This window comes from Bordetella tumbae (assembly GCF_054780995.1).
This window is the reverse complement of the sequence record NZ_BAAGVG010000011.1, coordinates 218,773-241,812: the sequence shown is the minus strand read 5'-3', so window position 1 is coordinate 241,812 and position 23,040 is coordinate 218,773. Positions and strand designations below refer to the sequence as shown.

The window sequence follows — 23,040 nt, the reverse complement described above, 5'->3', positions numbered from 1 at the left end:
CAAGAGGGGGTGTTTTTGTCTTGGCGCGGCCCGGTGGTAAAGAAAAGCCCCCACGCTGCGCCTTCGGGCTTGCTGCCCCCCAAGGGGGGGGGCTTTTGTTTTGGGGCGGCCTGGCAACAAAAAGGCCTGGGATGATCACCATCCCAGGCCTTTTTGTGACGCGTAGGGAACGGATCCGGTTTAACGGATCCGTCGGATCAATCCTCTTCTACGAAGGTTTCCTGACGTTTCTTGCGGATGGAGGGCAGTGCCACCAACACGACCAGAATCAACGCCGCCGCCAGCAAGGATGCAGACAAGGGGCGTTCGACAAAGGTGAAGAAATCACCGCGCGACAGCAGCAGGGCGCGACGGAAGTTTTCTTCCATCATGGGGCCCAGCACCAGGCCCAGCAGCAGCGGGGCACCTTCGCACTTCAGTTTCGACCAGAAATAACCGATCACCCCAAAAATGGCCGTGGTGAAAATGTCGAACGTGTTGTAGTTCAACGAATACACCCCGATCGTGCAGAACACGAGAATCGCCGGGAACAGAATGCGATAGGGGACTTTCAGCAGTTTGACCCAGACGCCGATCAACGGCAGGTTCAGCACGACCAGCATCAGGTTGCCGATCCACATCGAGGCGATCAGACCCCAGAACAGTTCCGGGTGGCTGGTCATGACCTGCGGGCCCGGTTGAATGTTGTGGATGGTCATTGCACCAACCATCAGTGCCATCACGGCGTTACCCGGGATACCCAAGGTCAGCAGCGGGATGAACGAGGCTTGCGCACCAGCATTGTTGGCCGACTCGGGGCCAGCGAGACCCGCCGGGTGGCCTTTGCCAAAACGCTCCGGTTCTTTGGAGATTTTTTTCTCCAAGGTGTAGGAGGCGAATGCCGACAACACGGAACCGCCGCCGGGCAAAATGCCCAGTATCGAACCCAGCGCCGTACCACGGATGATGGCAGGCGCTGCTTCGCGGAATTCTTTTTTGTTGGGGTACAGCGAACCGATCTTGTCTTGGAGTTCGACGCGGTTTTCTTTTTGTTCCAGGTTGGACAGAATTTCCGCAAAACCGAACACGCCCATGGCTACGATGGCAAAGTCGATACCGTCTTGCAGCTCGGGGATGCCGAAGTCATAGCGGGCCACCCCCGAGTTGACGTCCGTACCCACCATGCCCAGGAGCAGGCCCAACAGGATCATGCAGATGGCTTTAGGCAGAGAGCCCGAGGCCAGCACGACTGCACCAATCAGGCCCAGGGTCATCAGCGAGAAGTACTCGGCGGGACCGAACTTGAACGCGATTTCCGACAGAGGGGGAGCGAAAGCCGCGATCAACAGCGTGGCCACGCAACCAGCGAAGAACGAGCCGATGGCTGCCAACGATAGCGCGGCACCTGCTCGTCCGTTGCGTGCCATCTGGTGGCCATCCAGCACGGTCACCACTGCAGAGGTTTCACCTGGTAGATTTACCAGAATAGCGGTGGTGGACCCGCCATACTGTGTACCGTAGTAAATCCCCGCCAACATGATCAGGCCGGCCACGGGGGGCAGCACATAGGTGATCGGCAGCAGCATGGCGATCGTCGGGACGGGCCCCAGGCCGGGCAACACGCCGACCAGGGTGCCTAGAATGCAGCCCAGCAAGGCGTACAGCAAGTTTTCAGGCGTGAACGCTACGGAGAACCCGAGCGCCAAGTGTTCCATCAATTCCATGATTATGTCTTCCCCTTGTTTTTAGTTCATGCCCAGAAACGACGGCCATAGCGGGAAAATCAATCCCAGACCCTTGATGAACGCCAGCCAGCAGAACACAACAAGGAAAATGGCGTTGAGCAATGCGACGCGCCAACTGAATTCATGGCTGGCGATACTGCTGCCTACGACCAACAGGAACAGCGAAACGTACAGACCCAGCGGGCGCAGGAGTACACCAAACAAGACGACGGAGCCGATGATGATGAACAGAATCTTGAAATCGAACTTGTCGATGGTGGTTTCCGTGGCTTTTGGAGAGATGGCTCCCAAAGCCACTACTGCTCCCAGAATGGCCAGGCATATCCCGAGCCAAAAAGGAAAATAACCGGGGCCCATCCGGGCGGATGTCCCCATCGAGTACTGCGTGGCGCCATACGCAAATCCCAGGCCGATTAGGGTAAACATCACCCCCGACCAGAAATCTTGCTTGTTCCTTAGCTGCATAAAAGGTCTCCCGTATTGTGTCGTGCCATACTGCTCGAGCATGGGTGGCGGAGACGTAATGTCTAAGGACGCATGAAGCTTGGACAAAAAAACGTATAAAAAAATATGGCACGGCGGCGCGAGCCATATCAGGGTTGCCAAGCGTCCGGACACTAAGCGCACCGCCAGCACGCAAAGTCCAAGTCGAATGGATCGTATCACGATGTAGTTTAGAATTCTGTTGGTGAATCCTCTAACTATTCAGGGGGCAAAGATCGACACGCAGGAATTGCAGCCGGCGGATTTTGCAACCTTGGCCGAGTTTCGTTATGCCTTGCGCTGCTTCACGGTTTTCAGTGAAGCCGAGGCGCACGAGCAGGGATTATCCCCGCAACAGCACCAGGCATTACTGGCCATCAAGGGTAGTGGGGCGCAGGCTCTGACTGTTGGCGAGCTTGCAGACAAGCTCTGTATCAAGCATCACAGCACCGTTGAACTCATCAGCCGATTAGTGCGCATGGATATGGTGTCGCGCTCGGTCGATCCCGACGATGGGCGGCGTGTACGGATCGCTTTGACCGCCTTGGCCGAAGCCAAATTGCAGGCGCTGTCCGCCGTGCATCTCGAGCAACTGCGGCGCATCGGGCCCTTGCTGATTAAATTATTGGACCAGTTCGGTTCTTCAACTCACTGAAAAAACGACCACCAGATGGACATTACCCCTGAATTGCGTGCTGTTTTCACCCCTGCCGGGCACCTGCGTGCGTCGATCAACCTGGGCAATCCGATTTTGGCCGGACGCAATGCCGCCGGCGAGCCTGCGGGCGTATCGATCGATCTGGCGCGCGAATTCGCCCGTCGTCTCGGGGTCGAGATCGAATTGGTGGTGTTCGATACCGCCGGTAAATCCGTCGATGCCGTGACGGCCGAACAGGCCGATATCGGCTTTTTTGCGGTGGACCCGGTGCGCGGCGCCGGTATCGCATTTACGGCGCCCTATGTGTTGATCGAGGGCGCCTATCTCGTCAAAGACGGCTCGCCGCTGCAATCCAACGACGAGGTGGACCAGGCCTCACACCGTGTCGCGGTCGGTAAAGGCAGCGCATACGATTTGTACCTGACGCGTGAGCTCAAGCATGCCGAAATCGTCCGAGCCCCGAGTTCTCCGGCTGTGGTCGATACTTTTCTCGAACAGGGGCTGGAGGTGGCTGCGGGCGTACGCCAGCAGTTGGAGTCGGATGCGCAGCGTTTGAGTGGCCTGCGTTTGTTGCCGGGCCGTTTCATGGTGATTCGCCAGGCGATGGGGTTGCCCAAAGGGCGTGATGCCAGAGCGGCAGCGCTGCTCGGCGCCTTTGTCGAGGAAATGAAGGCCAGCGGTTTTGTCGCTGACGCGCTCACGCGTCACGGCATTCAAGGCGCCTCGGTAGCACCGACTGAACCCCGAGATTAAATTCTCATATTAGGGAAAATCCTAGGATCACTGCAGCCCAAATCGTTGTGTTCACACAACGATTTGGCTGTGTAATTGCTATTCGTCAGGTACTGTTAGAGGATTTTTCGTGTGGCAACACGATCTGCGACGCGGCCTGCCTGCCTGGCTGGCGTCATGAGCGCCGCGGACGCTCATGACGACTCGCTTTTTGTACCCGCCAGAAGCAGAACGGATTGATTAATCCGCCGAGTCGGATGCCGGGTCCTGCACCCGTTGCTTGATTTCTTCGTGGTGTTTTTCCATCTCTTGGCGTAACGCGCGGCGTTCGCTTGCTGCTTCGTAGCGCTGGCGCTGCTCCAGGGTATGCAGGACCAATGGCGGGACGGCTGTCGGCTGACCGTTATCGTCGACTGCCACCATCGTGAAATAACAGCTGTTGGCGTGGCGCACGATTTGTTTGCGGATGTCTTCGGTGATCACTTTGATGCCGATTTCCATCGAGGTCCGGCCCGTGTAGTTCACGGACGCCAGAAACGTGACCAGTTCTCCGACATGGATCGGTTGCCGAAACACGACTTGGTCGACGGACAGCGTGACGACGTAGTGGCCCGCATAACGGCTGGCACAGGCATAGGCGACCTGATCCAGATACTTCAAAATCGTGCCGCCGTGGACGTTGCCTGCAAAATTCGCCATATCGGGCGTCATCAGGATAGTCATCGACAATTGGTGATTGGTTTCTTGCATGGCAGATCGTGCGAGTGGAAAACGCCATGGTAATCGCTGGGCTTGTTGTTTTTGCAAAACTTGACGATACGCTGCCATTAAATAGGGGTACGATCACAAGCTCCATCCCTTGGAGAGGCCCATCATGTCATCATTATCCAAACGTTGCATGGCCGAGTTGATCGGTACTTTTTGGTTGGTGTTAGGCGGTTGCGGCAGCGCGGTGCTGGCTGCAGGTTTTCCTGAACTGGGTATTGGTTTTGCAGGCGTTGCCCTGGCGTTCGGGTTGACGGTGTTGACCATGGCTTATGCGGTAGGCCATATCTCAGGCGGGCATTTCAACCCGGCAGTCACGGTAGGCCTCGCCGTAGGGGGGCGTTTTCCGATGCGCGAGATTCTGCCTTACGTGGTGGTGCAAGTGATCGGAGCGATATTGGCGGCCGCCGTGCTGTATTGCATTGCGAGCGGCAAGCCAGGCTTTGATCTGGTGGCAAGCGGTTTTGCCGCGAACGGTTATGGCGACCATTCTCCGGGCAAGTATGCCTTGGGCGCTGCACTGACATGCGAAATCGTTCTGACGTTTGGTTTTCTATTCGTGATTTTGGGCGCTACTGATAAGCGCGCGCCGGCCGGCTTTGCCCCGATACCGATTGGCCTGGCCCTGACGCTGATTCATTTGATCAGTATTCCTGTGACGAATACTTCGGTGAACCCGGCGCGCTCTACGGGTCCGGCGTTGTTTGTCGGAGGATGGGCGGTGGAGCAGTTGTGGCTGTTCTGGGTGGCGCCGATTGTGGGCGCTATTCTGGCCGCAGTGGTATACCGTTTCGTAGCGGGGCGCCAAGACGCATGAGAAACCGTCGCCCCATTTGATGGAGCGACACGTGTCTCAGTCTGAAAAAATCATGTTGGTCACCGGCGGCGGCCGGGGAATAGGCGCCGCGGTGGCACGCCTGGCTGCCCGCCGGGGTTATGCCGTTTGCGTGAATTATCGTCATCGTCGCGAGGATGCGGATGCGGTGGTGCGAGAGATTCAAGCCAATGGCGGGCGAGCCATTGCCGTCGGCGCGGACGTTGCCGATGAGGCACAGGTTGTGCAGCTGTTTCAAACCGTGGACCGGGAGTTGGGCAGGGTGGATGCTCTGGTCAACAACGCCGGCATACTCGAGACGCAATGCCGGCTCGAGGACCTGGATGCTGCCCGTGTGACGCGCATTCTGATGACTAATGTTGTCGGCGCGGTGGTGTGTTGCCGCGAGGCGGTGCGTCGCATGAGTCCGCGTCATGGAGGACGGGGCGGCGCTATCGTGAATGTGTCTTCGGTCGCGTCTCGTTTGGGATCGCCTGGGGAGTATATCGATTACGCGGCGTCGAAAGGCGCGCTGGATACGTTGACGATCGGTCTGTCTAAAGAGGTGGCGGCTGATCAGATTCGGGTGAATGCGGTTCGGCCGGGCACGATTTATACCGAGATGCACGCTAGTGGCGGGGAGCCTGGGCGGGTGGATCGATTGGCCAGTGCGATTCCGTTGCAGCGGGGCGGGACCGTTGAGGAGGTAGCGGGGGCGGTGATGTGGTTTTTTTCCGATGAGGCGGGGTATACGACGGGGTCGTTTATCGAGGTTTCTGGTGGGAAATAGGCTTGGTTTAGTTAGTTATTAGGTTAGGCGTTGGTTTGCTGACATAGGATGGGCTCATTAGGCGTCCCTGCTGGGTGCGTGGGCGCCGCGCCGGCCCTATCGCTCGGTCTGGCCGCCTGCGCGGCCAGACTTCCCTTCACCTGCCTCGCCAGGCGGGGCGGCTGGGCAAACTCGCTCCGCTGCGCTGCGCTCAAACATGCCCAGCCGACTGCCCCCCGCCTGACAAGGCAGGTTCGGCGAGCTCTACGGGCCGGCACAACGCCCACGCACCCGGCAGGGACTCACAGTGGTGGCATACCGGGGGTGTTCAAGATTTGTTTCGGGTTGCAGCCGTGTGCCTCGAGTGGACACGGGCTGATGCTGAGCGCGGCCGTCGTGCCTTCGATCAGACGCCGATGGAGCTGGGGCGACGTGTGATCAGGCCGCTGTATTGGATGGTGTGCTTTGGCGTTCTACGGCCGAGAGTGGAGCAATACTGTGTGCTCGGGCGTTCAAATGCCGGTATTGGGGTAATTGGGGCCGGCGTCATGGAAGCCGCCGTTGCTGTACGGGTTGACTGCGCCGGGGTGTGGAGGGCCTGGGTCGTTGAGCGATGCGCAGCCGGTGAGGAGTGCGGTGAGGGCGATTAGCGCGAGGGTAGTGCGCAGGGCTGGCAGGGTTGCACGAGAGGATTTCATGGCGGGTCTCCGGGAGTTGCGGTGCGCAGAGGTCTGCTCACCGCAACTCTAGGGGTTAGCGCATCAGGCGTGCCAATTCGGCGCCGGGGTCTTCGGCGCGCATGAAGGCTTCGCCTACGAGGAATGCGTCGACTTTGTGGCTGCGCATGAGCTTGACGTCGTCGGGGGTCAGGATGCCGCTTTCGGTGACGACGCGTTTGCCGGCCGGGATGTGCGGCAGCAGATCCAGGGTGTTTTGCAGGCTGGTTTCGAAGGTGCGCAGGTTGCGGTTGTTGATACCCAGCAGGGTGGTCTTGAGGCTGAGGGCGATGTCCAGTTCTTTGGCATCGTGCACCTCGACCAGGACGTCCATGCCCAGCTCTATTGCCAATGTTTCCAGGTCGCGTAGCTGGTTCGGCGCCAAGGCGGCTACGATCAGCAGGACGCAGTCGGCGCCCATGGCACGGGCCGAGATGACCTGATAGCAATCAATCACGAAATCCTTGCGCAGCACGGGCAGCGGGCAGGCCGCACGGGCACGACGCAGGTTGTCGTGCGAGCCCTGGAAAAATTGCACGTCTGTCAGTACGGACAGGCAGGCCGCACCGTGTACGGCATAGGTGGCGGCGATCGCGGCGGGGTCGAAGTTTTCGCGCAGGACGCCCTTGGAGGGCGAAGCCTTTTTTACCTCGGCAATCACGCCGGCATGGCCTTGGGCAATCTTGTCTTCGATAGCTTGGGCAAAGCCGCGTACGTCCTGGCGAGCCTGCGCTTCGCGCAATAGCTCCGCTTCGCTACGCAACTGGCGTGCCGTGGCGATCTCCTCTGCCTTGACGGCGAGGATCTTCGCGAGAATGTCGTTCATTTTTGAAATTTCCGGGTATAAGCGCAGAATTCTTCCAGCTTGGCGCGGGCCGAGCCGTTGGCAAGTGTTTCAAAGGCCATCGATAGTGCCTGGCCGATGGTATCGGCTTTGTTGCCGGCGTAGATCGCCAGCCCTGCGTTCAGGGCGACGATGTCGCGGGCAACGCCTTCGACATTGTCTAGGGCCTGGATGACAAGTTCGCGAGACTCCTCGCGGTTGGTCACTTTGATTCCCCGATTAGACACCATTGCCAGCCCGTAGTCTTCTGGATGGATCTCGTATTCGCGGATTTGCCCGTCTTTGAGTTCGCCGACCAGGGTGGCGCCGCCCAGCGATGCCTCGTCCATGCCGTCTCTGCCGTGCACGATCAGGACATGCCGCGAGCCCAGGCGCTGCAAGACGCGTACCTGGATGCCGACCAGATCGGGGTGGAAGACGCCCATCAGTTGGTTGGCAGCGCCCGCGGGGTTGGTCAGCGGTCCCAGGATGTTGAAAATGGTGCGCACGCCCAGCTCTTTGCGGATCGGGGCGACGTTTTTCATGGCGCTGTGGTGCGCGGGCGCGAACATGAAGCCGATGCCGGTGGCCTGCAGGCATTCGGCGACTTGTTCGGGGCTCAGGACCAGATTGGCGCCCAGGGCTTCCAGCACGTCGGCGCTGCCCGATGACGATGATGCGCTGCGGCCGCCATGTTTGGCGATGGGTACGCCAGCGGCGGCGGCGACAAACATGGCTGTGGTCGAAATGTTGAAAGTGTGACTGCCGTCGCCGCCTGTGCCGCACATGTCCAGCAGGTCGTTGGGATTAGGGGTAATGACAGGCGTGGCGAACTCGCGCATGACCTGCGCCGCGGCGGTGATTTCTCCTACGGTTTCTTTTTTGACGCGCAGGCCCATGATGAGCGCACTGGCGATTTGGGGCGACATCTCGCCACGCATCAGCATGCGCATCAGGTGCAGCATTTCGTCGTGGAAAATTTCACGGTGTTCGATGCATCGGGTCAGCGCTTCCGTGCAGGTGATGGTCATGATGGTTGTCCCCTGGTTATTAGATGTTCAAAAAATTGCGCAGCATGTCATGCCCGTGCTCGCTCAGGACCGATTCAGGATGGAACTGTACTCCGTACAGCGGCAGCGTTTTGTGGCGAACCCCCATGATGTCGCCGTCGGGAGCAGTGGCGGTGACTTCCAGGCAGTCAGGCAGGGTCTTGGGGTCGATGGTCAGCGAGTTGTAGCGGATCACGGTATACGGCGTCGGCAGGCCGGCGAATATGTCGGTGCCGGTATGCGAGACCTGTATCGTTTTGCCGTGCATAATTTGCTGCGCTCGCACAATGTCGCCACCGTAGGCCGCGCCGATGGCCTGATGGCCCAGGCATACGCCCAGAATGGGAACTTGTCCGGCAAAGCGCTGGATGAGCGGGACGGAGACGCCGGCTTCGGCCGGTGAGCACGGGCCGGGCGATACGCAGATGCGATCGGGTTTCATGGCCGCGATTTCGTCCAGGGTAATCTGGTCATTGCGGACAACCTGTACGTCTTCGCCGAGTTCGCCGAAGTACTGCACGAGGTTGTAGGTAAAGGAATCGTAGTTGTCTAGCATCAGCAGCATGGGGCACCTGCGAGGATGAATGGCGCGGTCGCTTGGAATCCGTGCATTGTTCTTTAAGAGGCGGCCTTGGACGCGTCGTTCAAGGGTGGCCGTCGGCCGCTGCGTATTTGGTTCGATATCGGTAGTGACTGGCCTTAGATCGGTTCGTCCAATCCGTGTTGCACTTGCTCAGCTGCACGCAACACCGCGCGAGCCTTGGCTTCGGTTTCGGCCCATTCCATCTCGGGGTTGGAATCGGCAACGATGCCGGCGGCAGCCTGGACGTACAGCATGCCGTTCTTGATGACGCCGGTGCGGATGGCGATGGCGACGTCCATTTCGCCGCCGTAGCTCAAGTAGCCGGCTGCGCCGCCATAAATGCCACGGCGCACAGGTTCGAGCTCGTCGATGATTTCCATGGCGCGGACTTTGGGGGCGCCAGTCAAGGTGCCCGCGGGGAACGCTGCGCGCAGCACGTCCATGCTGCTCATGCCGGGATTCAGATTGCCGGTGACGTTCGACACTAGATGCATGACATGTGAATAGCGTTCGATGGTCATGGTGTCGGTGAGCTTGACGGAGCCGACTTCGGCGACGCGGCCCACATCGTTGCGGGCCAAGTCGATCAGCATGACGTGTTCTGCAATTTCCTTGGGGTCGGCCTGCAGTTCTGCGGCCAGGGCCAGATCCTGCTCGGGCGTGGCGCCGCGTTTGCGGGTGCCTGCCAGCGGGCGGATGGTGACTTGGGATTTGGCGACGCCGTTGTCCTGGATTTGCTCTTGGCGCACCAGGATTTCGGGGGATGATCCGACCACCTGAAAGTCGCCGAAATTCCAGTAGTACATGTAGGGCGAAGGGTTCAGCGAACGCAGTGCGCGATAGAGCGAGAGCGGCGAGTCGCGAAATGGTTTGGAGATGACCTGACCGATCTGGACTTGCATGAGGTCGCCGGCGGCGATGTATTCCTTGGCGCGATGTACGGCGGCGAGATAGTCTTCTTTTTTGAAGTCACGCTGTTCGTCGGTCAGCATGCTGGGGTGGCTGTAGGGAATGTCGACGGGGCGGCGCAGGCGGGTCCGCAAATCGAGCAGGCGGCGTTGGGCGCGGCTGTAGGCTTCGGGCTGACGTGGATCGGCGTACACCATCAGATAGGTGCGGCCCGCCAGGTTGTCGACGATGACCAGTTCGTCGACGTGCATCAGCATGATGTCGGGGGTGCCTCCGTCCATGCCGTCGGGAAATGGCTTGACGGCGGGTCCGAGGCGCGGCTCGATGTGGCGCACGGTGTCGTAGCCAAAATAGCCGGCCAGGCCGCCGCAGAACCGCGGCATGCCGGGGGGCAGGGCGACTTTGAAGCGCGCTTGGTATTGTTCGATGAACGCGAGCGGGTCGCCCTCGTGGGTTTCGGCGATCTGGCCGTTGTGCAGGACTTCGGTGGTGGTGCCGCTGGCACGGATCACTGTATGGGCCGGCAGGCCGATGAATGAATAACGCCCAAAGCGCTCGCCGCCCACGACGGATTCCATCAGGCAGCTCATGTGGCCGTTTTGCGGGCCGCTATGGGCGAGTTTCAGGTAAATGGCCAGCGGCGTGTCCAGGTCGGCGTAGGTTTCCGAGATGAGAGGGATCCGGTTGTATCCCTGGGCCGCCAGAGCTTTGAATTCGATTTCGGTCATTTTCAGATTTCTCGTTGGTGACCGGGCGCATCAACAAAAAAGCCCGGTCCAGTGTGTGGGTCCGGGCTTTGGCGCTGTTTTTATGCAGCTGCGGCGCTGGGATGCTGACGCGTCCAGGGCCGGGAAGGAACTATCGCCACCCGGAAGACAAACGCCACCAACGCCACGAGGCGTTGCGCATTTGGTTCGAGAGGCGAGCGTTCATATGAATCGGGTCGAAGTAAAAATCAAGCCTGTTGCTGTTCGGCGTTTTTGCGGGCGATCCACTCGGCCGCTTCAGCAATGCTGGCAACTATACCATCGACATCCAATCCGTGCACGTCCTGGCCTTCGTTGTAGCCGTACGGTACTGCCAGCACCTGGATGCCGGCAGCGCGGCCGGCTTGGGCGTCGTTGACCGAGTCGCCAATGGCGAGCGCCTGGTCAGGGGTGACGCCCAGGCGTTCGCAGGCGTAGAACATCTGGTCAGGATCGGGTTTGCGGCGCTCGCAGGTGTCGCCGCAGACGATTTCCTGGAAAAAGCCCGCCAGGCCTGTGCGTTGCAACAACGGAATGGTGAATTCGGTGGGCTTGTTGGTGACGACGGCCAGCTTGAGGCCCTGCTCGCGCATGGCTTTCAAGCCCTCGATGACGCCGTTGAAAATGGTGGCCTTGTCGCCGTTGACCAGGTGATAGTGCCGGTAGAACGACTCGCGGGCGCGCTCGAACTCGGCGGGCTCAGGGTCGGCTGCGTGCAAGGATCCGGCTAGGGCGCGGCGTACAAGGTTGTCTACGCCTTTACCTACGAAGGTCGCCACGATGTCTTCGTGCAGGGCGGGCATGCCCAGCTCGATGCGCATGGCGTTGGCGGCATGGGCTAGATCAGGGATGGAGTCTAGCAGGGTGCCATCTAGGTCTAGGAGGACGGCTTGGAAGGTGGGCATGAGGGGGGTCCGTCGTAATAAGGTTTATGGCGTTGAAAAGGGGCCAGAGGTGAGTTCTTAAGGCGTTTGTCCCAGCCGGTGAGCGGTGGCGGGCCGGCCTGGTCGGCTGACTCGTCCCCTCAACGGGGACTCGGCCTTCGTCCACATCCCATCGGCGGGCCGGGGGCCAAACTCGCTTCGCTCAGACATGGCCCCCGGACTGCCCCCGCCGATGGGATGCGGACTCGGCAGCCTCCGACAGGCCCACCCGCCACCGCTCACCGGCTGGGACAAACTCACGTCAGAGGCACATTGACGGGTTGGCACGGCTTTTTGGCCTTTTTTCCGCCCGGAGATGTGCGACGGCACGGGGCTTAAACCGTCAGTGTTCCGGCTTTGGCGATTTCGTCGCGCAGGTCCTGGATGACTTTGGTGTAGTCGGGTTTGCCGAAAATGGCCGAGCCGGCGACAAAGGTGTCCGCGCCGGCGGCGCGGATTTGTGCGATGTTGTCGACTTTGACGCCGCCGTCCACCTCCAGCAGGATGGGCTGACCGCCGGCCTGGACCCAGCGGTCGATGCGCTGGCGGGCGTCGCGTAGTTTGTCCAGCGTGGAGGGGATGAAGCTCTGTCCCCCAAAACCGGGGTTGACCGACATCAACAGGACGACGTCCAGCAAGTCCATCACGTGGTCCATGGCGTCGAGAGAACTGGCCGGGTTGAACACCAGGCCGGCCTGACAGCCGTGATCGCGGATCAATGACAGGGTCCGGTGCACATGACGCGAGGCTTCGGGGTGAAAGGTGATGATGTTGGCGCCAGCCTTGGCGAACTGGGGGATCAGCTCGTCCACGGGCTCGACCATCAGGTGCACGTCGATCGGCACCTGGACGTGGGGCCGGATGGCGGCGCACACCATGGGGCCGATGGTCAGGTTGGGAACGTAATGGTTGTCCATCACGTCGAAATGGATCCAGTCGGCGCCGGCGGCGACGACGTTGCGGACTTCCTCGCCCAGGCGGGCGAAGTCTGCGGACAGGATACTGGGGGCGATACGGGTGAGGGCCGAGGATGAGGCGGGCATGATGATCAGGTTTCCACGGGCATAATGTGCCATTATTGTAATTTGCCGCGCGTGACGGTCGCCTGACAGGGCTATTTGTCGCTCGGCGCGTTGTCCAACCGCCTTTGTGCTCCTCGGAAAAGGCCCGTGAAACCGTACGACCTGACCGTCTCCGTTGCTCCGCGATTCGTGCCCGAGCAATCTGATCCCGCCGAACAGCAGTATGTGTTCGCCTATACCATCCGCATCACCAACACCGGCGAGCATCCCGCGCAGGTCATCAGCCGTCACTGGATCATCACCGACGGCAACCAGCACGTCGAAGAGGTCCGCGGGCTGGGCGTGGTGGGCCAACAGCCCTTGCTGGCTCCCGGCGAAACGTTTGAATACACCAGCGGCTGTCCGCTGCCTACGCCTGTCGGTACCATGCGAGGGACTTACCATTGCGTGGGCGAAAACGGCATCCCGTTTGAGGTGCCGATTGCCGAATTCCTGCTGGCCATGCCGCGTACCTTGCATTGACGGATTGACCGTCCCACTAGATTGCCCATGAATCGTTTTCTGAAATTGTTGTGCCTGCCGCCCTTGTTGGCGGCGTTGGCGTCATGCACCACGCCGCCCCCTTCCGGAGGCGGTGAGCCTGGTCAGCCCGGCTCGGTTAATGTGTCTGATACGGGGCCTTTGGTGGTGCCGCCGTTGACCGCGTTGCGGGATACGCCCGCGCGGACGCTGGCCGGCCGCTTCCAACGCGCCGCCTGGGCTGAATTGCCGGGGTGGAGCAATGATGATCTGTCGCGTTTCTGGCCGCTGTTTTTGCGCAATTGCCAGGGCCTGATGCGGCAGACGACCGGCAATCTGGCGGCCCCGGCGCGTGCGACGCCGCGTGCATGGCAGCCGGTGTGCGCGGCGGCCGTCAATCTCGGCAATACGGCCCCGGATGCAGCGACGGTGCGTCAGTTCTTGCAGACCCAGTTGCAGCCCTGGCGCTTGAATGGTGCCGATAACCGGCCTGCATCCAATACCGTGACCGGATATTACGAGCCCCTCGTGACTGGCTCGCGCACGCAAGGTGGTCCGTATCAATGGCCGTTGTACGCGGTGCCGGACGATTTGCTGACGATTGATCTGGGGGCGGTGTATCCCGATCTGGCCGGCAAACGGGTGCGCGGCAAGCTGGTGGGCAAGCGCGTGGTGCCTTATGACACGCGCGCGGCGATCGAGTCTTCGGGCAACCGTCCGCCGGTGATTGTCTGGGTGGACGATCCGGTCGATAACTTCTTTTTGCAGGTGCAGGGCTCCGGCCGCGTTTTGCTCAAAGACGGCCCCGACGCGGGTACGACGATACGTGTTGCGTATGCGGATCACAACGGTCAGCCTTATGCGTCGATTGGCCGTTGGCTGATTGACAAAGGCGAGCTGCGCGCCAATGAGGCGTCGATGCAGAATATTCGCGCTTGGGCACAGCGTAATCCCGCACGTGTTCAGGAAATGTTGAACGCCAACCCTGCCGTGGTGTTTTTCCGTGAAGAGGCGGTGATTGATCCCGAATTGGGGCCCAAGGGGGCGTATGGCATCGCGCTCGCCGCGCATCGCTCTATTGCCGTGGACACCAGTTTTGTGCCGTTGGGCACGCCCGTGTTTCTCGCGACCACCTGGCCGGCGTCGGACCGCCCGTTGCAGGGGCTGGTCTTTGCCCAGGACACGGGGGCAGCAATCAAAGGCGCGGCGCGCGCCGACTTTTACTGGGGGTTTGGCGATGAGGCCGGCGCCCAGGCCGGCCGTATGAAACAGCGCGGCCAGATGTGGGTTCTGTGGCCGAAGCAGGCTGGGGAGCCCTCCGCGCGATGACTAGCCCGATTGTGATTTGCGGTGCCGGGATTGTGGGGCTGGCCAGCGCCTTGGCGCTGGCTCGGCGCGGTCAGAAGGTGACGTTATTGGCACCGCCCACGACAGTGCCGGCCGCCAGCGCCGATGTCTACCATCCGCGGGTCTATGCGATTTCTCCGGCCAGCCAGCGCTTTTTGGCCGAGCTTGGCGTCTGGGATGCCATACCTGTCTCGCGCATTACGCCGGTAGAGGCGATGGAAATTCATGGCGATGCGGATGGGCGGGTAGAACTGAACGCCTGGCAGGCGGCCCAGCCGCAGTTGGCGTGGATTGTGGAGTCCGGTGAAATCGAGCGTGTGCTGCTGCAGGCTGTGCGCATGTTCGGGATCCCCTGGTTGACAGAGCGTTGTGTCGATTACCGCCAGGGCGCGGTGCAAACCAGCGCTGGCGGTTGGATCAAAGCCGAGTTGTTCGTGGGCGCCGATGGCGCCTCGTCGCCGCTGCGTACCGCTGCAGGTATGCAGCACACGTCGGTGCCGTATAACGACACGGGTCTGGTGGTGCATCTGAATGCCGAGCGGCCGCATCACGGCACGGCATTTCAATGGTTTCGCGACGACGGTGTGTTGGCGTTGTTGCCCTTGCCCGATACGGCCGATGGGCCTCAGGTATCGATGGTGTGGTCCATGCATGACGCGCAGGCCGAAACGCTGCAGGCCTTGGGCCCGGATGCGCAGGCGGCTCAGTTGGAGCAAATGCTCTTGCATGCAACCCATGGCCGTCTGGGCCGGTTGCAGGTGCGCAGCAAACTGCACGGATTCCCGCTGACTCTGGATCAAGGGCGCATGACGGCGCCTGGCATTGCCTTGGCGGGCGACGCGGCGCATCGCGTGCATCCCTTGGCCGGCCAAGGCCTGAATCTGGGCTTGGGCGATGTCGAGGCATTGGCCCGTGTCGTGGCCGAGCGCGAGCCTTATCGCCAGGCCGGTGATGAACGCGTGTTGCGCCGTTATCAGCGTGCCCGTGCGGAATCGGTATTGGCGATGCGTGTGGCTACCGACGGCCTGCATCGTTTGTTTGGCGCACGCAACGCGCCGCTGGCATGGCTGCGCAACGCAGGGATGCGTTGGGTGGATGCGGCGCCGCTGGTGAAACGTTATTTGATCGATGGCGCCTCGCGTAACTGAGACGCCCGAAGGAGCATGAATGAGTTTCCGTTTTTCGTCTTGCGTGGCCAAGGTATTGTGTGCCGCTGGGCTCGTATGGTCAGTGGGCGCCTGGGCGCAGGCTGCATCGTCGGCACCGGCAGATGCGGCTTCGGCCGGACAGTCGGCCAAGAGTGATGCCTCCGCGTCGGATCCTGCCGCCCAGGCGGTCGCCAAACGTTTTGGTGAGTTGTTTACCGATTTGGAGGTCACTGCCGCGCGCCGTACGCCGTACGGGATTTACGAGGTGCAGATCGGTAGCGACCTGATCTACACCGACGAAAAGGTCACGTGGGTCATGGAAGGTCCGCTCATCGATGCCGCTACGCGTCGCGACGTGACGCGCGAGAGCCTGGAAAAACTGGGCTCGGTGTCGTTCGATCAATTGCCGCTGGACTTGGCCGTCAAGCAGGTGCGCGGCAACGGGGCGCGCAAAATGGCGATTTTCGAGGACCCTAACTGCGGCTATTGCAAGCAATTGCACAAGACGCTGAAAGACGAAGACAACGTCACGATTTATACGTTCCTGTATCCCATTCTGGCGCCGGATTCGACCACCAAGTCGCGTGATGTGTGGTGCGCCAAGGATCCGGCCAAAACTTGGCAGGATTGGATGCTCGACGGCAAAAAGCCGCCGACCGCCGAGTGCGATGCGCCGATTCAGCAGGTTCTGGCCTTGGGCCAAAAACTGATGGTGCGCGGCACGCCCGCGATTTTTTTCCAGGACGGCAGCCGGCTTAATGGCGCTGCGCCGTTAGAGATGGTTCGGAGCCATTTGGGCAAATAACCGGAGACTTACCGTGAGTACGGATACGATCAGCATTGCGTTACTCGATGATTACCATGGCGTGGCCGAGCGTTACGCTGACTGGACGACGCTAGGGCCGCAAGTGCGCGTCCAGGCGTTTCGCGATTATTTGCCCGAGAGCGATCGAGTCGCGGCCTTGCAGTCTTTTGATGTGATCGTTGCGATGCGTGAGCGCACGCCGTTTCCGGCAACGCTGATCGAATCCTTGCCCAAGCTGCGCCTCTTGGTCACCACCGGGATGCGTAATCTGGCGATCGATCTGGACGCCTGCACGCGTCGCGGCATCGTCGTGTGCGGTGCGCCGGGCAGTCCGGATGCCAACACCGCGACCTCGGAGCTGGCCTGGACGCATATTCTCGCCTTGTTCAAGAACTTGACGATCGAGGACGCCAATATGCGCCGCGGTCTGTGGCAAACTGGGATGCCGCGGCCTATCGCGGGCAAGCGGCTCGGTGTGGTCGGCCTCGGCAAACTCGGTACCGCGGTGGCCCAGGTGGGCAAAGCGTTCGGGATGAGCGTGCAAGCCTGGAGCCCGAATCTCACGCCCGAGCGGGCGGAGCAGGCAGGCGTCGAGTACGCGTCCAAACAGACCTTGTTTGCCGAAGCCGACGTGATCAGTTTGCATCTGATCCTGAGCGATCGTACGCGCCACGTAGTGGACGCGGCTGCATTGTCGGCAATGAAGCCCTCGGCATTTCTGGTCAATACGTCGCGTGCTGGGCTGGTGGATCAGGAGGCTTTGCTGGATGCGTTACGCAAGGGGCGTATCGCAGGAGCCGGGTTGGATGTTTTCGAAGAAGAACCGCTGCCGCCCACCGATGCACTGCGTGCGTTGGACAACGTCGTTCTGACGCCGCACCTGGGATATGTCAGCCCCGAAAACTTCACTGCGTTCTATCGCAGTGCGGTCGAGTCGGTGCAGGGGTGGATGGCAGGCAAGCCGGTACGCGTGTTGAACGCTTGAGTGAGGCGTGGCCGGGGCCTGGTGAATGCGTACCGCTCGCGCAACGACTTCTCCGGCAGTTTTTTTACCTGCGCGTGAACACGATTTTTTGCTCGGCTATCGGCTCGTCTGTCGAGCGATGGCTGCGCGTGGTGTCGCTATCGTCAGCATCGTCATGACAGCCCTGATCTGTGTTCGACGCGGCATCATTGGCGGGGTCTACTGTGTCAAACGCGGTATCGCCATTGACGTCCGGCACGCCCGTGGGCTTTAGCCCCACGAAATCAAACAAGTCACGATCCATCAAGTGTGAAGGCACTACGCTGGACAGCGCGCTGAACACATTCCACGAGCGTCCTGGATGTTGGCGATCCCAATCGCGGATCATGCGCGCGACTTCCTGGCGTTTCAGGTTTTCCTGAGAGCCGCAGAGATTGCAAGGGATGATGGGGAACTGTTTGAGTTTCGCGTACGCGATCAAGTCGCTTTCGGGCACATAGGCCAACGGCCGGATCACCGTATGGCGGCCGTCGTCCGAGACGAGTTTCGGTGGCATGGCCTTGGCCTTGCCGCCGTAGAACAGGTTCAGGAAGAACGTGGCCAGGATATCGTCGCGATGGTGGCCCAGCGCGATTTTGGTAGCGCCCAGTTCGTCGGCCACGCGATACAGAATGCCGCGCCGCAGGCGCGAGCACAGCGAACACATGGTCTTGCCCTCGGGGATGACCCGGGTCACGATCGAATAGGTGTCCTGCGTTTCGATATGAAAGGGCACGCCGAGCGAGGTCAAATAGGTAGGCAGCACGTCGGGCGGAAAGCCCGGCTGTTTCTGATCCAGATTGACCGCGACGATATCGAACGGAAAGGGCGCGCGTTTACGCAGGCTGATCAGGATATCGAGCAGTGCGTAGGAGTCTTTGCCGCCGGACAGGCACACCATGACGCGGTCGCCCGCTTCGATCATGTTGTAGTCGCTGAGCGCGCGCGTCGTTTCGCGCGCCAGGCGTTTGGTGAGCTTGTTGCCTTCGTGGCGGATTTTTTCTTCGGCGCGTGTGCGAAAGGTCGCCGGGGTGTCGCTGATAGCTTGCATGAGAGTTACGCCGTCACAGCGGCTTAACGATTGATCTGAATTTCTACGCCGACGGCGGCGCAGTCCGAAAACGCCATGGGCTTGCTGATGCGCAGTTTCACGGCGCGTACCTCGGCAAAGTCGCGCAGCAGCCGGCGGGCAACTTGTTCGGACAGGGTTTCGATCAAGTTCACATGAGCCTGAGTGCATTCCTCGACGATGGCTTCGCGCAGGCGGCGGTAATCCAGCACACTGTGGATGTCATGGTCGTCGACATCACGGGTGATATCGACGTCGAATTCCGCATCGATGTGCAGCGGCTGTGTGGCCCGGCGTTCGTGTTCCAGAATGCCAATGCGGGCATCCAGGGCCAGCCCGGAAAGGAAAATGCGGCGTGTAGGCATGATGTCTACCTGGTAGAGAGAACCGGAATTGTAAGGCGACCGGCGCCTATCGCTACAATTCCCGCTATACGCCCCTCGGTTTGGCCGGGAGGGCGCAAGATAGCAACACACGGAATACGACAACCATGCAGCAATATGACGCGATCATCGTGGGCGGCGGTCCGGCCGGCGCCTCGTGCGCGATTTGGCTGGCTCGCCTGGGTTTGTCCCCCTTGCTGGTCGAGGCGAGTTCACGCCTGGGAGGCTTGGGTAACGATAACCCCTTTGCCGACGATTGGATCGCGGTGTTGCCGGGGGTGACTGGTCAACAGACGGCGGCCAATATCGCCGAAAGCGTGCGGACAGCTCAGGTGCCGGTGCGTTTGACGGCTCGTGCGCAGCAAGCCCGCCGTATCGAGAGCGGTTTCGAGGTGGACATTGGTATGGCAGGCGGGGGCACGGAGACCGTGTCCGGCCGATCCTTGGTGATTGCCTCTGGCGTGCGTGCGCGTGGCCTGCCCGGACATCCGGCTGGCGTCACTTGGCCTGGCGTATTTATCGGCCCGGGCTCGTCCATCGTGGCGCAAGACTACACGGGTCTGTCTGTCGCCGTGCTGGGCGGGGGCGACAATGCTTATGAGAACTTCGTCTACGTGCGTAATCGAGGTGCGCGCGACGTACATCTGTATGCGCGCAGTGTGCGCGCGCAGCAGCAGTGGGTGGCCCGTGCCGGACGCGAAGGCGTACACGTGGGTCCGTATCACGTCGATCCCCTGGCGCGTACGGTGGATGGGCGCACCTACGATCTCATTCTCGTGTTTTATGGCTGGGAGCCGCAGGCGGCGTTCGCCAATGGGCTGGGACTGCAACACGGCGAGCGAGGCTACATCCACACCGACAGTGCCACGGCCGAGACGACAGTACGGGATGCCTATGCCATCGGAGAGGTGGCCAATCGCATGCATCCTTGTGTCGTGACGTCGATGGCCGATGGCATCGTGGCCGCCAAGGCGATCCAGCGCCGCTGGGAGCGCGGCATGGTGTGATGCGGTGCGTGGGCGAGCGCTACCGCACCCGCTTGTCGCGCTCGTGATGCGCCTGGCACGGCCTTGCCCGATGTGCCGTCTCGCGTCTCAGTATTTGCCGGTCAGGAGTTCACCGGCGTCCGGGACGCGGGTCTCCAGCTCCAGCACCTGCAACATGCGATAAACCGTCGCGGCAGCAGCCGTGATGACCGGCAGGCCCAGCCGGTCCTGCACCGGCTGAATCGACGCCAGCGACGGCATTTGTACGCAGGCCGACAGTACGACGGCATCCACGCCACGCGTGTTCAGGCGGTTGACGTGCTCGGCTGGCGCCAGCGGGTTTTGGGCGCCGACCTGCAGATTGTCCGGAATTTCCAGGGACACACTGTCGAGAACTTCGATGCCTTCGTTTTCGATGTAGTCCACGACCAATTTGGTCAGGGGCTTCATGTAGGGGGTCAAAATCGCGACTTTGCGCGCGCCGATGGCATGCAGGCCTTCGACCAGCGCACCTGCGCTGGAGATGACCGGGGCAGGCCCCCCGTTGTCGACGGTGGCCTGGTGTAAACGTTCTTGGGAAACTCGGTGATAGCCCAGGCCTTGGCTCATGATGGCTACCAGGCAGGCATAGCCCAGAACGTCGACGCGGGCATCCGACAGTTCTTGTGCGCAGCGGTCGGACTCCTTGTCCATCGAGGCTAGTTCCGCGGCGGTGACCTGCTTCATCCGCATCCGGCTGGAATGAAAGGTGTAACGCTCGGGGGCAAAGGCCTCGCGCCGCCGCAACATCGCGGGGATTTCCGTTTCCATGGTTGTATTGGAGCTCGGAACGATTTGGCCGATACGAATGGTACGGGGCGACGAGGTCATATGAAATCTCCAGAAAAAAGGCGCAACGCGCCCTGCCGCCCAGCAGGGCGGAACACAGAAGGTGTAATGTCAGAACGGACGGAAAGGGCGGATCGCCGGTGCGTTATTCGGCGCTGATGCCTGCCTCTGCCACGGTACGTTTCCAATAAGCCAGTTCAGTATCGACGCGTTTTTGCAGTGTCGCTGGCCCTTCGAAACGAGCCTCGATGCCGGCAGCTTGCGCGTTTTGCTGAGTAGATGCTTGTTTGAGTGCGGCCTCGACGCTGGTCGCCAGCTTGTCGATGACCGGCTGTGGTGTGCCAGCCGGCGCGAACAATGCGACCCACGACTCCAACTGATAGCCGGGCAAGCCGGCTTCGGCCGTTGTCGGTACGTCGGGCAACATGGGGTGGCGCTTGTTGCTGGTGACGGCCAGCGCTCGCAGTTTGCCGGTTTGCACGTGACCCATGACGGAAGGGGGCGTTGTGATGAAAACCTGGACATTGCCCGCCAGTACATCCTTGATCGCAGCGCCAGAGCCGCGATAGGGAACGTGCGTCATGTCGGCCCCGGTCTGTTGCTTGAAAACCTCGGTTCCCAGGTGCGATACCGAGCCTACGCCCTGCGAGGCATAGTTGATTGCACCCGGGGACTGTTTCACCTCGTTGATAAAGTCCGTCAGCGTGGCGGCCTTGATTTTGGAAGGATTGACCGCGATCACATTGCTGGAGATCGTGATGAGACCCACCGGCACAAAATCTTTCGGTGCCCAAGGCAGATTGTTGCTCAGGTTGGGGTTGCCCACGTGATAGGCGGAGTACGAGACCAGCAGCGTATAGCCATCGGGCTGGGATCTGGCCACGGCTTGATAGGCGATATTGCCGCTGCCACCGTCCTTGTTTTCCACGACCACGGTTTTGCCTAACGCGGTGCTCAGAGGTTCGGCGACGATGCGTGCCGAGGTATCGACCAGCCCGCCGGGAGGGTTGGGGACGACCAGTGTCACCGTACGGGTAGGGAAATCGTCGGCCGCCTGGGCTGTGAGGGTCATCGCAACGAGGATGGTGGCTGCAAATAGCTTCTGCATCGGCGTCTCGTAGTGTTTTTCTGCGTTCTATAGGGAAGATTCAGGTTCATTTTGCACCCGCGGAACAATAGTTTCCAATATCGTTTTTGTCTTATTTGATATCTTTGGCAAATTATTCCTCGTGATCGTATGGTACGTTCGCCGCAGCGATCTCCGATCTTGTTTGACATCACCTCCTTGACGGTTCATCTCATGGAACTACGCCAACTCCGTTATTTCGCCGTATTGGCAGAAGAGCTGAACTTCACCCGTGCCGCCGCGCGGTTGCATATTTCACAGCCGCCGTTGAGCCTGCAGATTGCGCAGCTGGAACGAGAGTTGGATGTGCGTCTGTTTGATCGGAATAACCGGCGTGTGGCTTTGACCGAAGCAGGCGCGGCGTTCCTGAATGATGTGCGTCTCACGCTAGGCCGTCTTGCCGACGCGACGCTGCGGGCGCGCGATGTGGATCAGGGGTTCGCGGGCCGCATCGAGATCGGCCTGTCCGGTTCCCACTTCATGGGGCCGGTGCCGGCATTGATCGCGCGTTACACGCAGAGGCATCCTCAGGTTTCGGTATTGCTGAACGAGATGAATCCGGCTGCCCAGCTTGAGGCCTTGCGAGGCCATCGCATCGACGTCAGCATCTCTCGGACCAAAGTCGATGATGAGGTGTTGCAGTCCGTGCCCTTGTGGTCCGATCCGGTGATGGCGGCATTGCCGCGCGGGCACGCACTATCAAACCGCCGACGTCTGAAGCTTGCGGATCTGGCGAATGAGACATTTGTGATGTTGCGCCAGGAGACCTCGGGATTCGCTCGTGCGTTGGTCCAGGCTTGCGCGCAGGCAGGGGTGGCGCTTCGAGTGGCCCAGACGGTTGCCGAGGTGCCGGCGCAATTGGCGCTGGTCGAAGCAGGCCTGGGCGTGGCCCTGGTGCCACGTTCAGCCTGCCAGCAGTTCGGTGATCGTATTGCGGTGTGTGCCTTGCCCGCCAATCTGGTCAATGGCATGGTCTATGCCGTGACCCACAGACAGGGCGAGCGGCGAGCGCTGGAGCCCTTTTTACGGGCCGCAGTAGAAATAGGGCAAGAGCAGCGCCCCATCCCGGGCTGTGGATAGCCTGGGCGGCGCCTGCGTCTATTGCCCTCC

Annotated in this window: 25 protein-coding genes; 11 read left to right on the top strand and 14 right to left on the bottom strand. The window is 60.8% G+C overall.

Annotated elements, in window-relative coordinates:
• Nucleotides 1-197: 197 nt before the first annotated feature.
• Entirely contained in the window at nt 198-1,703 is a 1,506-nt protein-coding gene (locus tag ACYVI2_RS09740) for a tripartite tricarboxylate transporter permease (protein WP_415820878.1), read from the bottom strand.
• A 21-nt stretch (nt 1,704-1,724) separates the two neighbouring features.
• On the bottom strand, nt 1,725-2,189 hold the full coding sequence (locus ACYVI2_RS09735) for a tripartite tricarboxylate transporter TctB family protein (RefSeq protein WP_415820877.1): 465 nt from the start codon (nt 2,187-2,189) through the stop codon (nt 1,725-1,727).
• A 223-nt stretch (nt 2,190-2,412) separates the two neighbouring features.
• On the opposite strand from ACYVI2_RS09735, the gene ACYVI2_RS09730 reads away from it, so the two are divergent.
• The gene (locus ACYVI2_RS09730) at nt 2,413-2,862 is read left to right on the top strand and encodes a MarR family winged helix-turn-helix transcriptional regulator (protein ID WP_415820876.1); all 450 of its coding nucleotides are present in this window, start codon (nt 2,413-2,415) and stop codon (nt 2,860-2,862) included.
• Between the two features lie 15 nt (nt 2,863-2,877).
• Nucleotides 2,878-3,618: an ABC transporter substrate-binding protein gene (locus ACYVI2_RS09725; protein WP_415820875.1), complete on the top strand. Its 741-nt coding sequence runs from the start codon at nt 2,878-2,880 to the stop codon at nt 3,616-3,618.
• A gap of 219 nt (nt 3,619-3,837) precedes the next feature.
• Here ACYVI2_RS09725 and ACYVI2_RS09720 read toward each other — a convergent pair whose 3' ends face one another.
• On the bottom strand, nt 3,838-4,347 hold the full coding sequence (locus ACYVI2_RS09720; protein ID WP_415820874.1) for an acyl-CoA thioesterase: 510 nt from the start codon (nt 4,345-4,347) through the stop codon (nt 3,838-3,840).
• Nucleotides 4,348-4,471: 124 nt separating this feature from the next.
• On the opposite strand from ACYVI2_RS09720, the gene aqpZ reads away from it, so the two are divergent.
• Both aqpZ and ACYVI2_RS09710 read left to right on the top strand, forming a co-directional pair.
• Nucleotides 4,472-5,179: an aquaporin Z gene (aqpZ, locus tag ACYVI2_RS09715; RefSeq protein WP_415820873.1), complete on the top strand. Its 708-nt coding sequence runs from the start codon at nt 4,472-4,474 to the stop codon at nt 5,177-5,179.
• A gap of 52 nt (nt 5,180-5,231) precedes the next feature.
• Nucleotides 5,232-5,966, top strand: coding sequence for an SDR family oxidoreductase (locus ACYVI2_RS09710; protein WP_415820942.1), 735 nt, complete (start codon nt 5,232-5,234; stop codon nt 5,964-5,966).
• A gap of 491 nt (nt 5,967-6,457) precedes the next feature.
• Here the strand turns inward: ACYVI2_RS09710 and ACYVI2_RS09705 are convergent, their stop codons facing one another.
• From ACYVI2_RS09705 to rpe, 7 genes are all read right to left on the bottom strand, one after another.
• On the bottom strand, nt 6,458-6,643 hold the full coding sequence (locus tag ACYVI2_RS09705) for a hypothetical protein (protein ID WP_415818944.1): 186 nt from the start codon (nt 6,641-6,643) through the stop codon (nt 6,458-6,460).
• 55 nt (nt 6,644-6,698) lie between these two features.
• Nucleotides 6,699-7,487, bottom strand: coding sequence for an indole-3-glycerol phosphate synthase TrpC (gene trpC, locus ACYVI2_RS09700; RefSeq protein ID WP_415818943.1), 789 nt, complete (start codon nt 7,485-7,487; stop codon nt 6,699-6,701).
• The gene (gene trpD, locus ACYVI2_RS09695) at nt 7,484-8,515 is read right to left on the bottom strand and encodes an anthranilate phosphoribosyltransferase (protein WP_415818942.1); all 1,032 of its coding nucleotides are present in this window, start codon (nt 8,513-8,515) and stop codon (nt 7,484-7,486) included. Before trpD ends, trpC begins: the two co-directional genes overlap by 4 nt.
• 19 nt (nt 8,516-8,534) lie before the next feature.
• Nucleotides 8,535-9,098, bottom strand: coding sequence for an aminodeoxychorismate/anthranilate synthase component II (locus tag ACYVI2_RS09690; protein WP_415807821.1), 564 nt, complete (start codon nt 9,096-9,098; stop codon nt 8,535-8,537).
• Nucleotides 9,099-9,232: 134 nt separating this feature from the next.
• A complete protein-coding gene (gene trpE, locus ACYVI2_RS09685) occupies nt 9,233-10,753 on the bottom strand; it encodes an anthranilate synthase component I (protein WP_415818941.1) in 1,521 nt (506 codons plus the stop codon).
• Between the two features lie 227 nt (nt 10,754-10,980).
• Nucleotides 10,981-11,676, bottom strand: coding sequence for a phosphoglycolate phosphatase (locus tag ACYVI2_RS09680; protein ID WP_415818940.1), 696 nt, complete (start codon nt 11,674-11,676; stop codon nt 10,981-10,983).
• Nucleotides 11,677-12,029: 353 nt separating this feature from the next.
• The gene (rpe, locus tag ACYVI2_RS09675; RefSeq protein ID WP_094824305.1) at nt 12,030-12,737 is read right to left on the bottom strand and encodes a ribulose-phosphate 3-epimerase; all 708 of its coding nucleotides are present in this window, start codon (nt 12,735-12,737) and stop codon (nt 12,030-12,032) included.
• A gap of 126 nt (nt 12,738-12,863) precedes the next feature.
• Here rpe and apaG point away from each other — a divergent pair, with 126 nt between their 5' ends.
• The 5 genes from apaG to ACYVI2_RS09650 are packed head-to-tail and all read left to right on the top strand — an operon-like array spanning nt 12,864 to nt 17,520.
• Entirely contained in the window at nt 12,864-13,238 is a 375-nt protein-coding gene (gene apaG / locus ACYVI2_RS09670; protein WP_094824250.1) for a Co2+/Mg2+ efflux protein ApaG, read from the top strand.
• Between the two features lie 27 nt (nt 13,239-13,265).
• A complete protein-coding gene (mltA, locus tag ACYVI2_RS09665; RefSeq protein WP_415818939.1) occupies nt 13,266-14,564 on the top strand; it encodes a murein transglycosylase A in 1,299 nt (432 codons plus the stop codon).
• Nucleotides 14,561-15,730, top strand: a complete 1,170-nt coding sequence (locus tag ACYVI2_RS09660; protein WP_415818938.1) for a UbiH/UbiF family hydroxylase — start codon at nt 14,561-14,563, stop codon at nt 15,728-15,730. Before mltA ends, ACYVI2_RS09660 begins: the two co-directional genes overlap by 4 nt.
• A 19-nt stretch (nt 15,731-15,749) precedes the next feature.
• Nucleotides 15,750-16,535 carry a DsbC family protein gene (locus ACYVI2_RS09655; RefSeq protein WP_415818937.1) on the top strand — a complete coding sequence of 262 codons (786 nt, stop codon included), beginning with the start codon at nt 15,750-15,752 and terminating at the stop codon, nt 16,533-16,535.
• Between the two features lie 28 nt (nt 16,536-16,563).
• Complete coding sequence (locus ACYVI2_RS09650) at nt 16,564-17,520, top strand: D-2-hydroxyacid dehydrogenase family protein (protein WP_415818952.1); 957 nt, start codon at nt 16,564-16,566, stop codon at nt 17,518-17,520.
• Nucleotides 17,521-17,584: 64 nt separating this feature from the next.
• On the opposite strand, the gene ttcA is transcribed toward ACYVI2_RS09650, so the two are convergent.
• Both ttcA and folB read right to left on the bottom strand, forming a co-directional pair.
• Nucleotides 17,585-18,589, bottom strand: a complete 1,005-nt coding sequence (gene ttcA / locus ACYVI2_RS09645) for a tRNA 2-thiocytidine(32) synthetase TtcA (RefSeq protein ID WP_415818936.1) — start codon at nt 18,587-18,589, stop codon at nt 17,585-17,587.
• A gap of 23 nt (nt 18,590-18,612) precedes the next feature.
• Nucleotides 18,613-18,972, bottom strand: a complete 360-nt coding sequence (gene folB, locus ACYVI2_RS09640; RefSeq protein ID WP_094824254.1) for a dihydroneopterin aldolase — start codon at nt 18,970-18,972, stop codon at nt 18,613-18,615.
• Between the two features lie 125 nt (nt 18,973-19,097).
• On the opposite strand from folB, the gene ACYVI2_RS09635 reads away from it, so the two are divergent.
• Nucleotides 19,098-19,997, top strand: a complete 900-nt coding sequence (locus ACYVI2_RS09635) for an NAD(P)/FAD-dependent oxidoreductase (protein WP_415818935.1) — start codon at nt 19,098-19,100, stop codon at nt 19,995-19,997.
• A gap of 87 nt (nt 19,998-20,084) precedes the next feature.
• Here the strand turns inward: ACYVI2_RS09635 and ACYVI2_RS09630 are convergent, their stop codons facing one another.
• Complete coding sequence (locus ACYVI2_RS09630) at nt 20,085-20,846, bottom strand: maleate cis-trans isomerase family protein (protein WP_415818934.1); 762 nt, start codon at nt 20,844-20,846, stop codon at nt 20,085-20,087.
• Nucleotides 20,847-20,949: 103 nt separating this feature from the next.
• A complete protein-coding gene (locus ACYVI2_RS09625; protein ID WP_415818933.1) occupies nt 20,950-21,912 on the bottom strand; it encodes a Bug family tripartite tricarboxylate transporter substrate binding protein in 963 nt (320 codons plus the stop codon).
• Between the two features lie 192 nt (nt 21,913-22,104).
• Here ACYVI2_RS09625 and ACYVI2_RS09620 point away from each other — a divergent pair, with 192 nt between their 5' ends.
• Nucleotides 22,105-23,010, top strand: a complete 906-nt coding sequence (locus tag ACYVI2_RS09620) for a LysR substrate-binding domain-containing protein (RefSeq protein WP_415818932.1) — start codon at nt 22,105-22,107, stop codon at nt 23,008-23,010.
• The last annotated feature ends 30 nt before the right edge of the window (nt 23,011-23,040 follow it).

Bases quoted from the DNA above. Each gene is read 5' to 3' on its own strand.
- ACYVI2_RS09740 (WP_415820878.1), bottom strand. From the start codon at position 1,703: ATGGAATTGATGGAACACTTGGCGCTCGGGTTCTCCGTAGCGTTCACG.
- ACYVI2_RS09735 (WP_415820877.1), bottom strand. From the start codon at position 2,189: ATGCAGCTAAGGAACAAGCAAGATTTCTGGTCGGGGGTGATGTTTACC.
- ACYVI2_RS09725 (WP_415820875.1), top strand. From the start codon at position 2,878: ATGGACATTACCCCTGAATTGCGTGCTGTTTTCACCCCTGCCGGGCAC.
- ACYVI2_RS09720 (WP_415820874.1), bottom strand. From the start codon at position 4,347: ATGCAAGAAACCAATCACCAATTGTCGATGACTATCCTGATGACGCCC.
- aqpZ (WP_415820873.1), top strand. From the start codon at position 4,472: ATGTCATCATTATCCAAACGTTGCATGGCCGAGTTGATCGGTACTTTT.
- ACYVI2_RS09710 (WP_415820942.1), top strand. From the start codon at position 5,232: ATGTTGGTCACCGGCGGCGGCCGGGGAATAGGCGCCGCGGTGGCACGC.
- ACYVI2_RS09705 (WP_415818944.1), bottom strand. From the start codon at position 6,643: ATGAAATCCTCTCGTGCAACCCTGCCAGCCCTGCGCACTACCCTCGCG.
- trpC (WP_415818943.1), bottom strand. From the start codon at position 7,487: ATGAACGACATTCTCGCGAAGATCCTCGCCGTCAAGGCAGAGGAGATC.
- trpD (WP_415818942.1), bottom strand. From the start codon at position 8,515: ATGACCATCACCTGCACGGAAGCGCTGACCCGATGCATCGAACACCGT.
- ACYVI2_RS09690 (WP_415807821.1), bottom strand. From the start codon at position 9,098: ATGCTGCTGATGCTAGACAACTACGATTCCTTTACCTACAACCTCGTG.
- trpE (WP_415818941.1), bottom strand. From the start codon at position 10,753: ATGACCGAAATCGAATTCAAAGCTCTGGCGGCCCAGGGATACAACCGG.
- ACYVI2_RS09680 (WP_415818940.1), bottom strand. From the start codon at position 11,676: ATGCCCACCTTCCAAGCCGTCCTCCTAGACCTAGATGGCACCCTGCTA.
- rpe (WP_094824305.1), bottom strand. From the start codon at position 12,737: ATGCCCGCCTCATCCTCGGCCCTCACCCGTATCGCCCCCAGTATCCTG.
- mltA (WP_415818939.1), top strand. From the start codon at position 13,266: ATGAATCGTTTTCTGAAATTGTTGTGCCTGCCGCCCTTGTTGGCGGCG.
- ACYVI2_RS09660 (WP_415818938.1), top strand. From the start codon at position 14,561: ATGACTAGCCCGATTGTGATTTGCGGTGCCGGGATTGTGGGGCTGGCC.
- ACYVI2_RS09655 (WP_415818937.1), top strand. From the start codon at position 15,750: ATGAGTTTCCGTTTTTCGTCTTGCGTGGCCAAGGTATTGTGTGCCGCT.
- ttcA (WP_415818936.1), bottom strand. From the start codon at position 18,589: ATGCAAGCTATCAGCGACACCCCGGCGACCTTTCGCACACGCGCCGAA.
- folB (WP_094824254.1), bottom strand. From the start codon at position 18,972: ATGCCTACACGCCGCATTTTCCTTTCCGGGCTGGCCCTGGATGCCCGC.
- ACYVI2_RS09635 (WP_415818935.1), top strand. From the start codon at position 19,098: ATGCAGCAATATGACGCGATCATCGTGGGCGGCGGTCCGGCCGGCGCC.
- ACYVI2_RS09630 (WP_415818934.1), bottom strand. From the start codon at position 20,846: ATGACCTCGTCGCCCCGTACCATTCGTATCGGCCAAATCGTTCCGAGC.
- ACYVI2_RS09625 (WP_415818933.1), bottom strand. From the start codon at position 21,912: ATGCAGAAGCTATTTGCAGCCACCATCCTCGTTGCGATGACCCTCACA.
- ACYVI2_RS09620 (WP_415818932.1), top strand. From the start codon at position 22,105: ATGGAACTACGCCAACTCCGTTATTTCGCCGTATTGGCAGAAGAGCTG.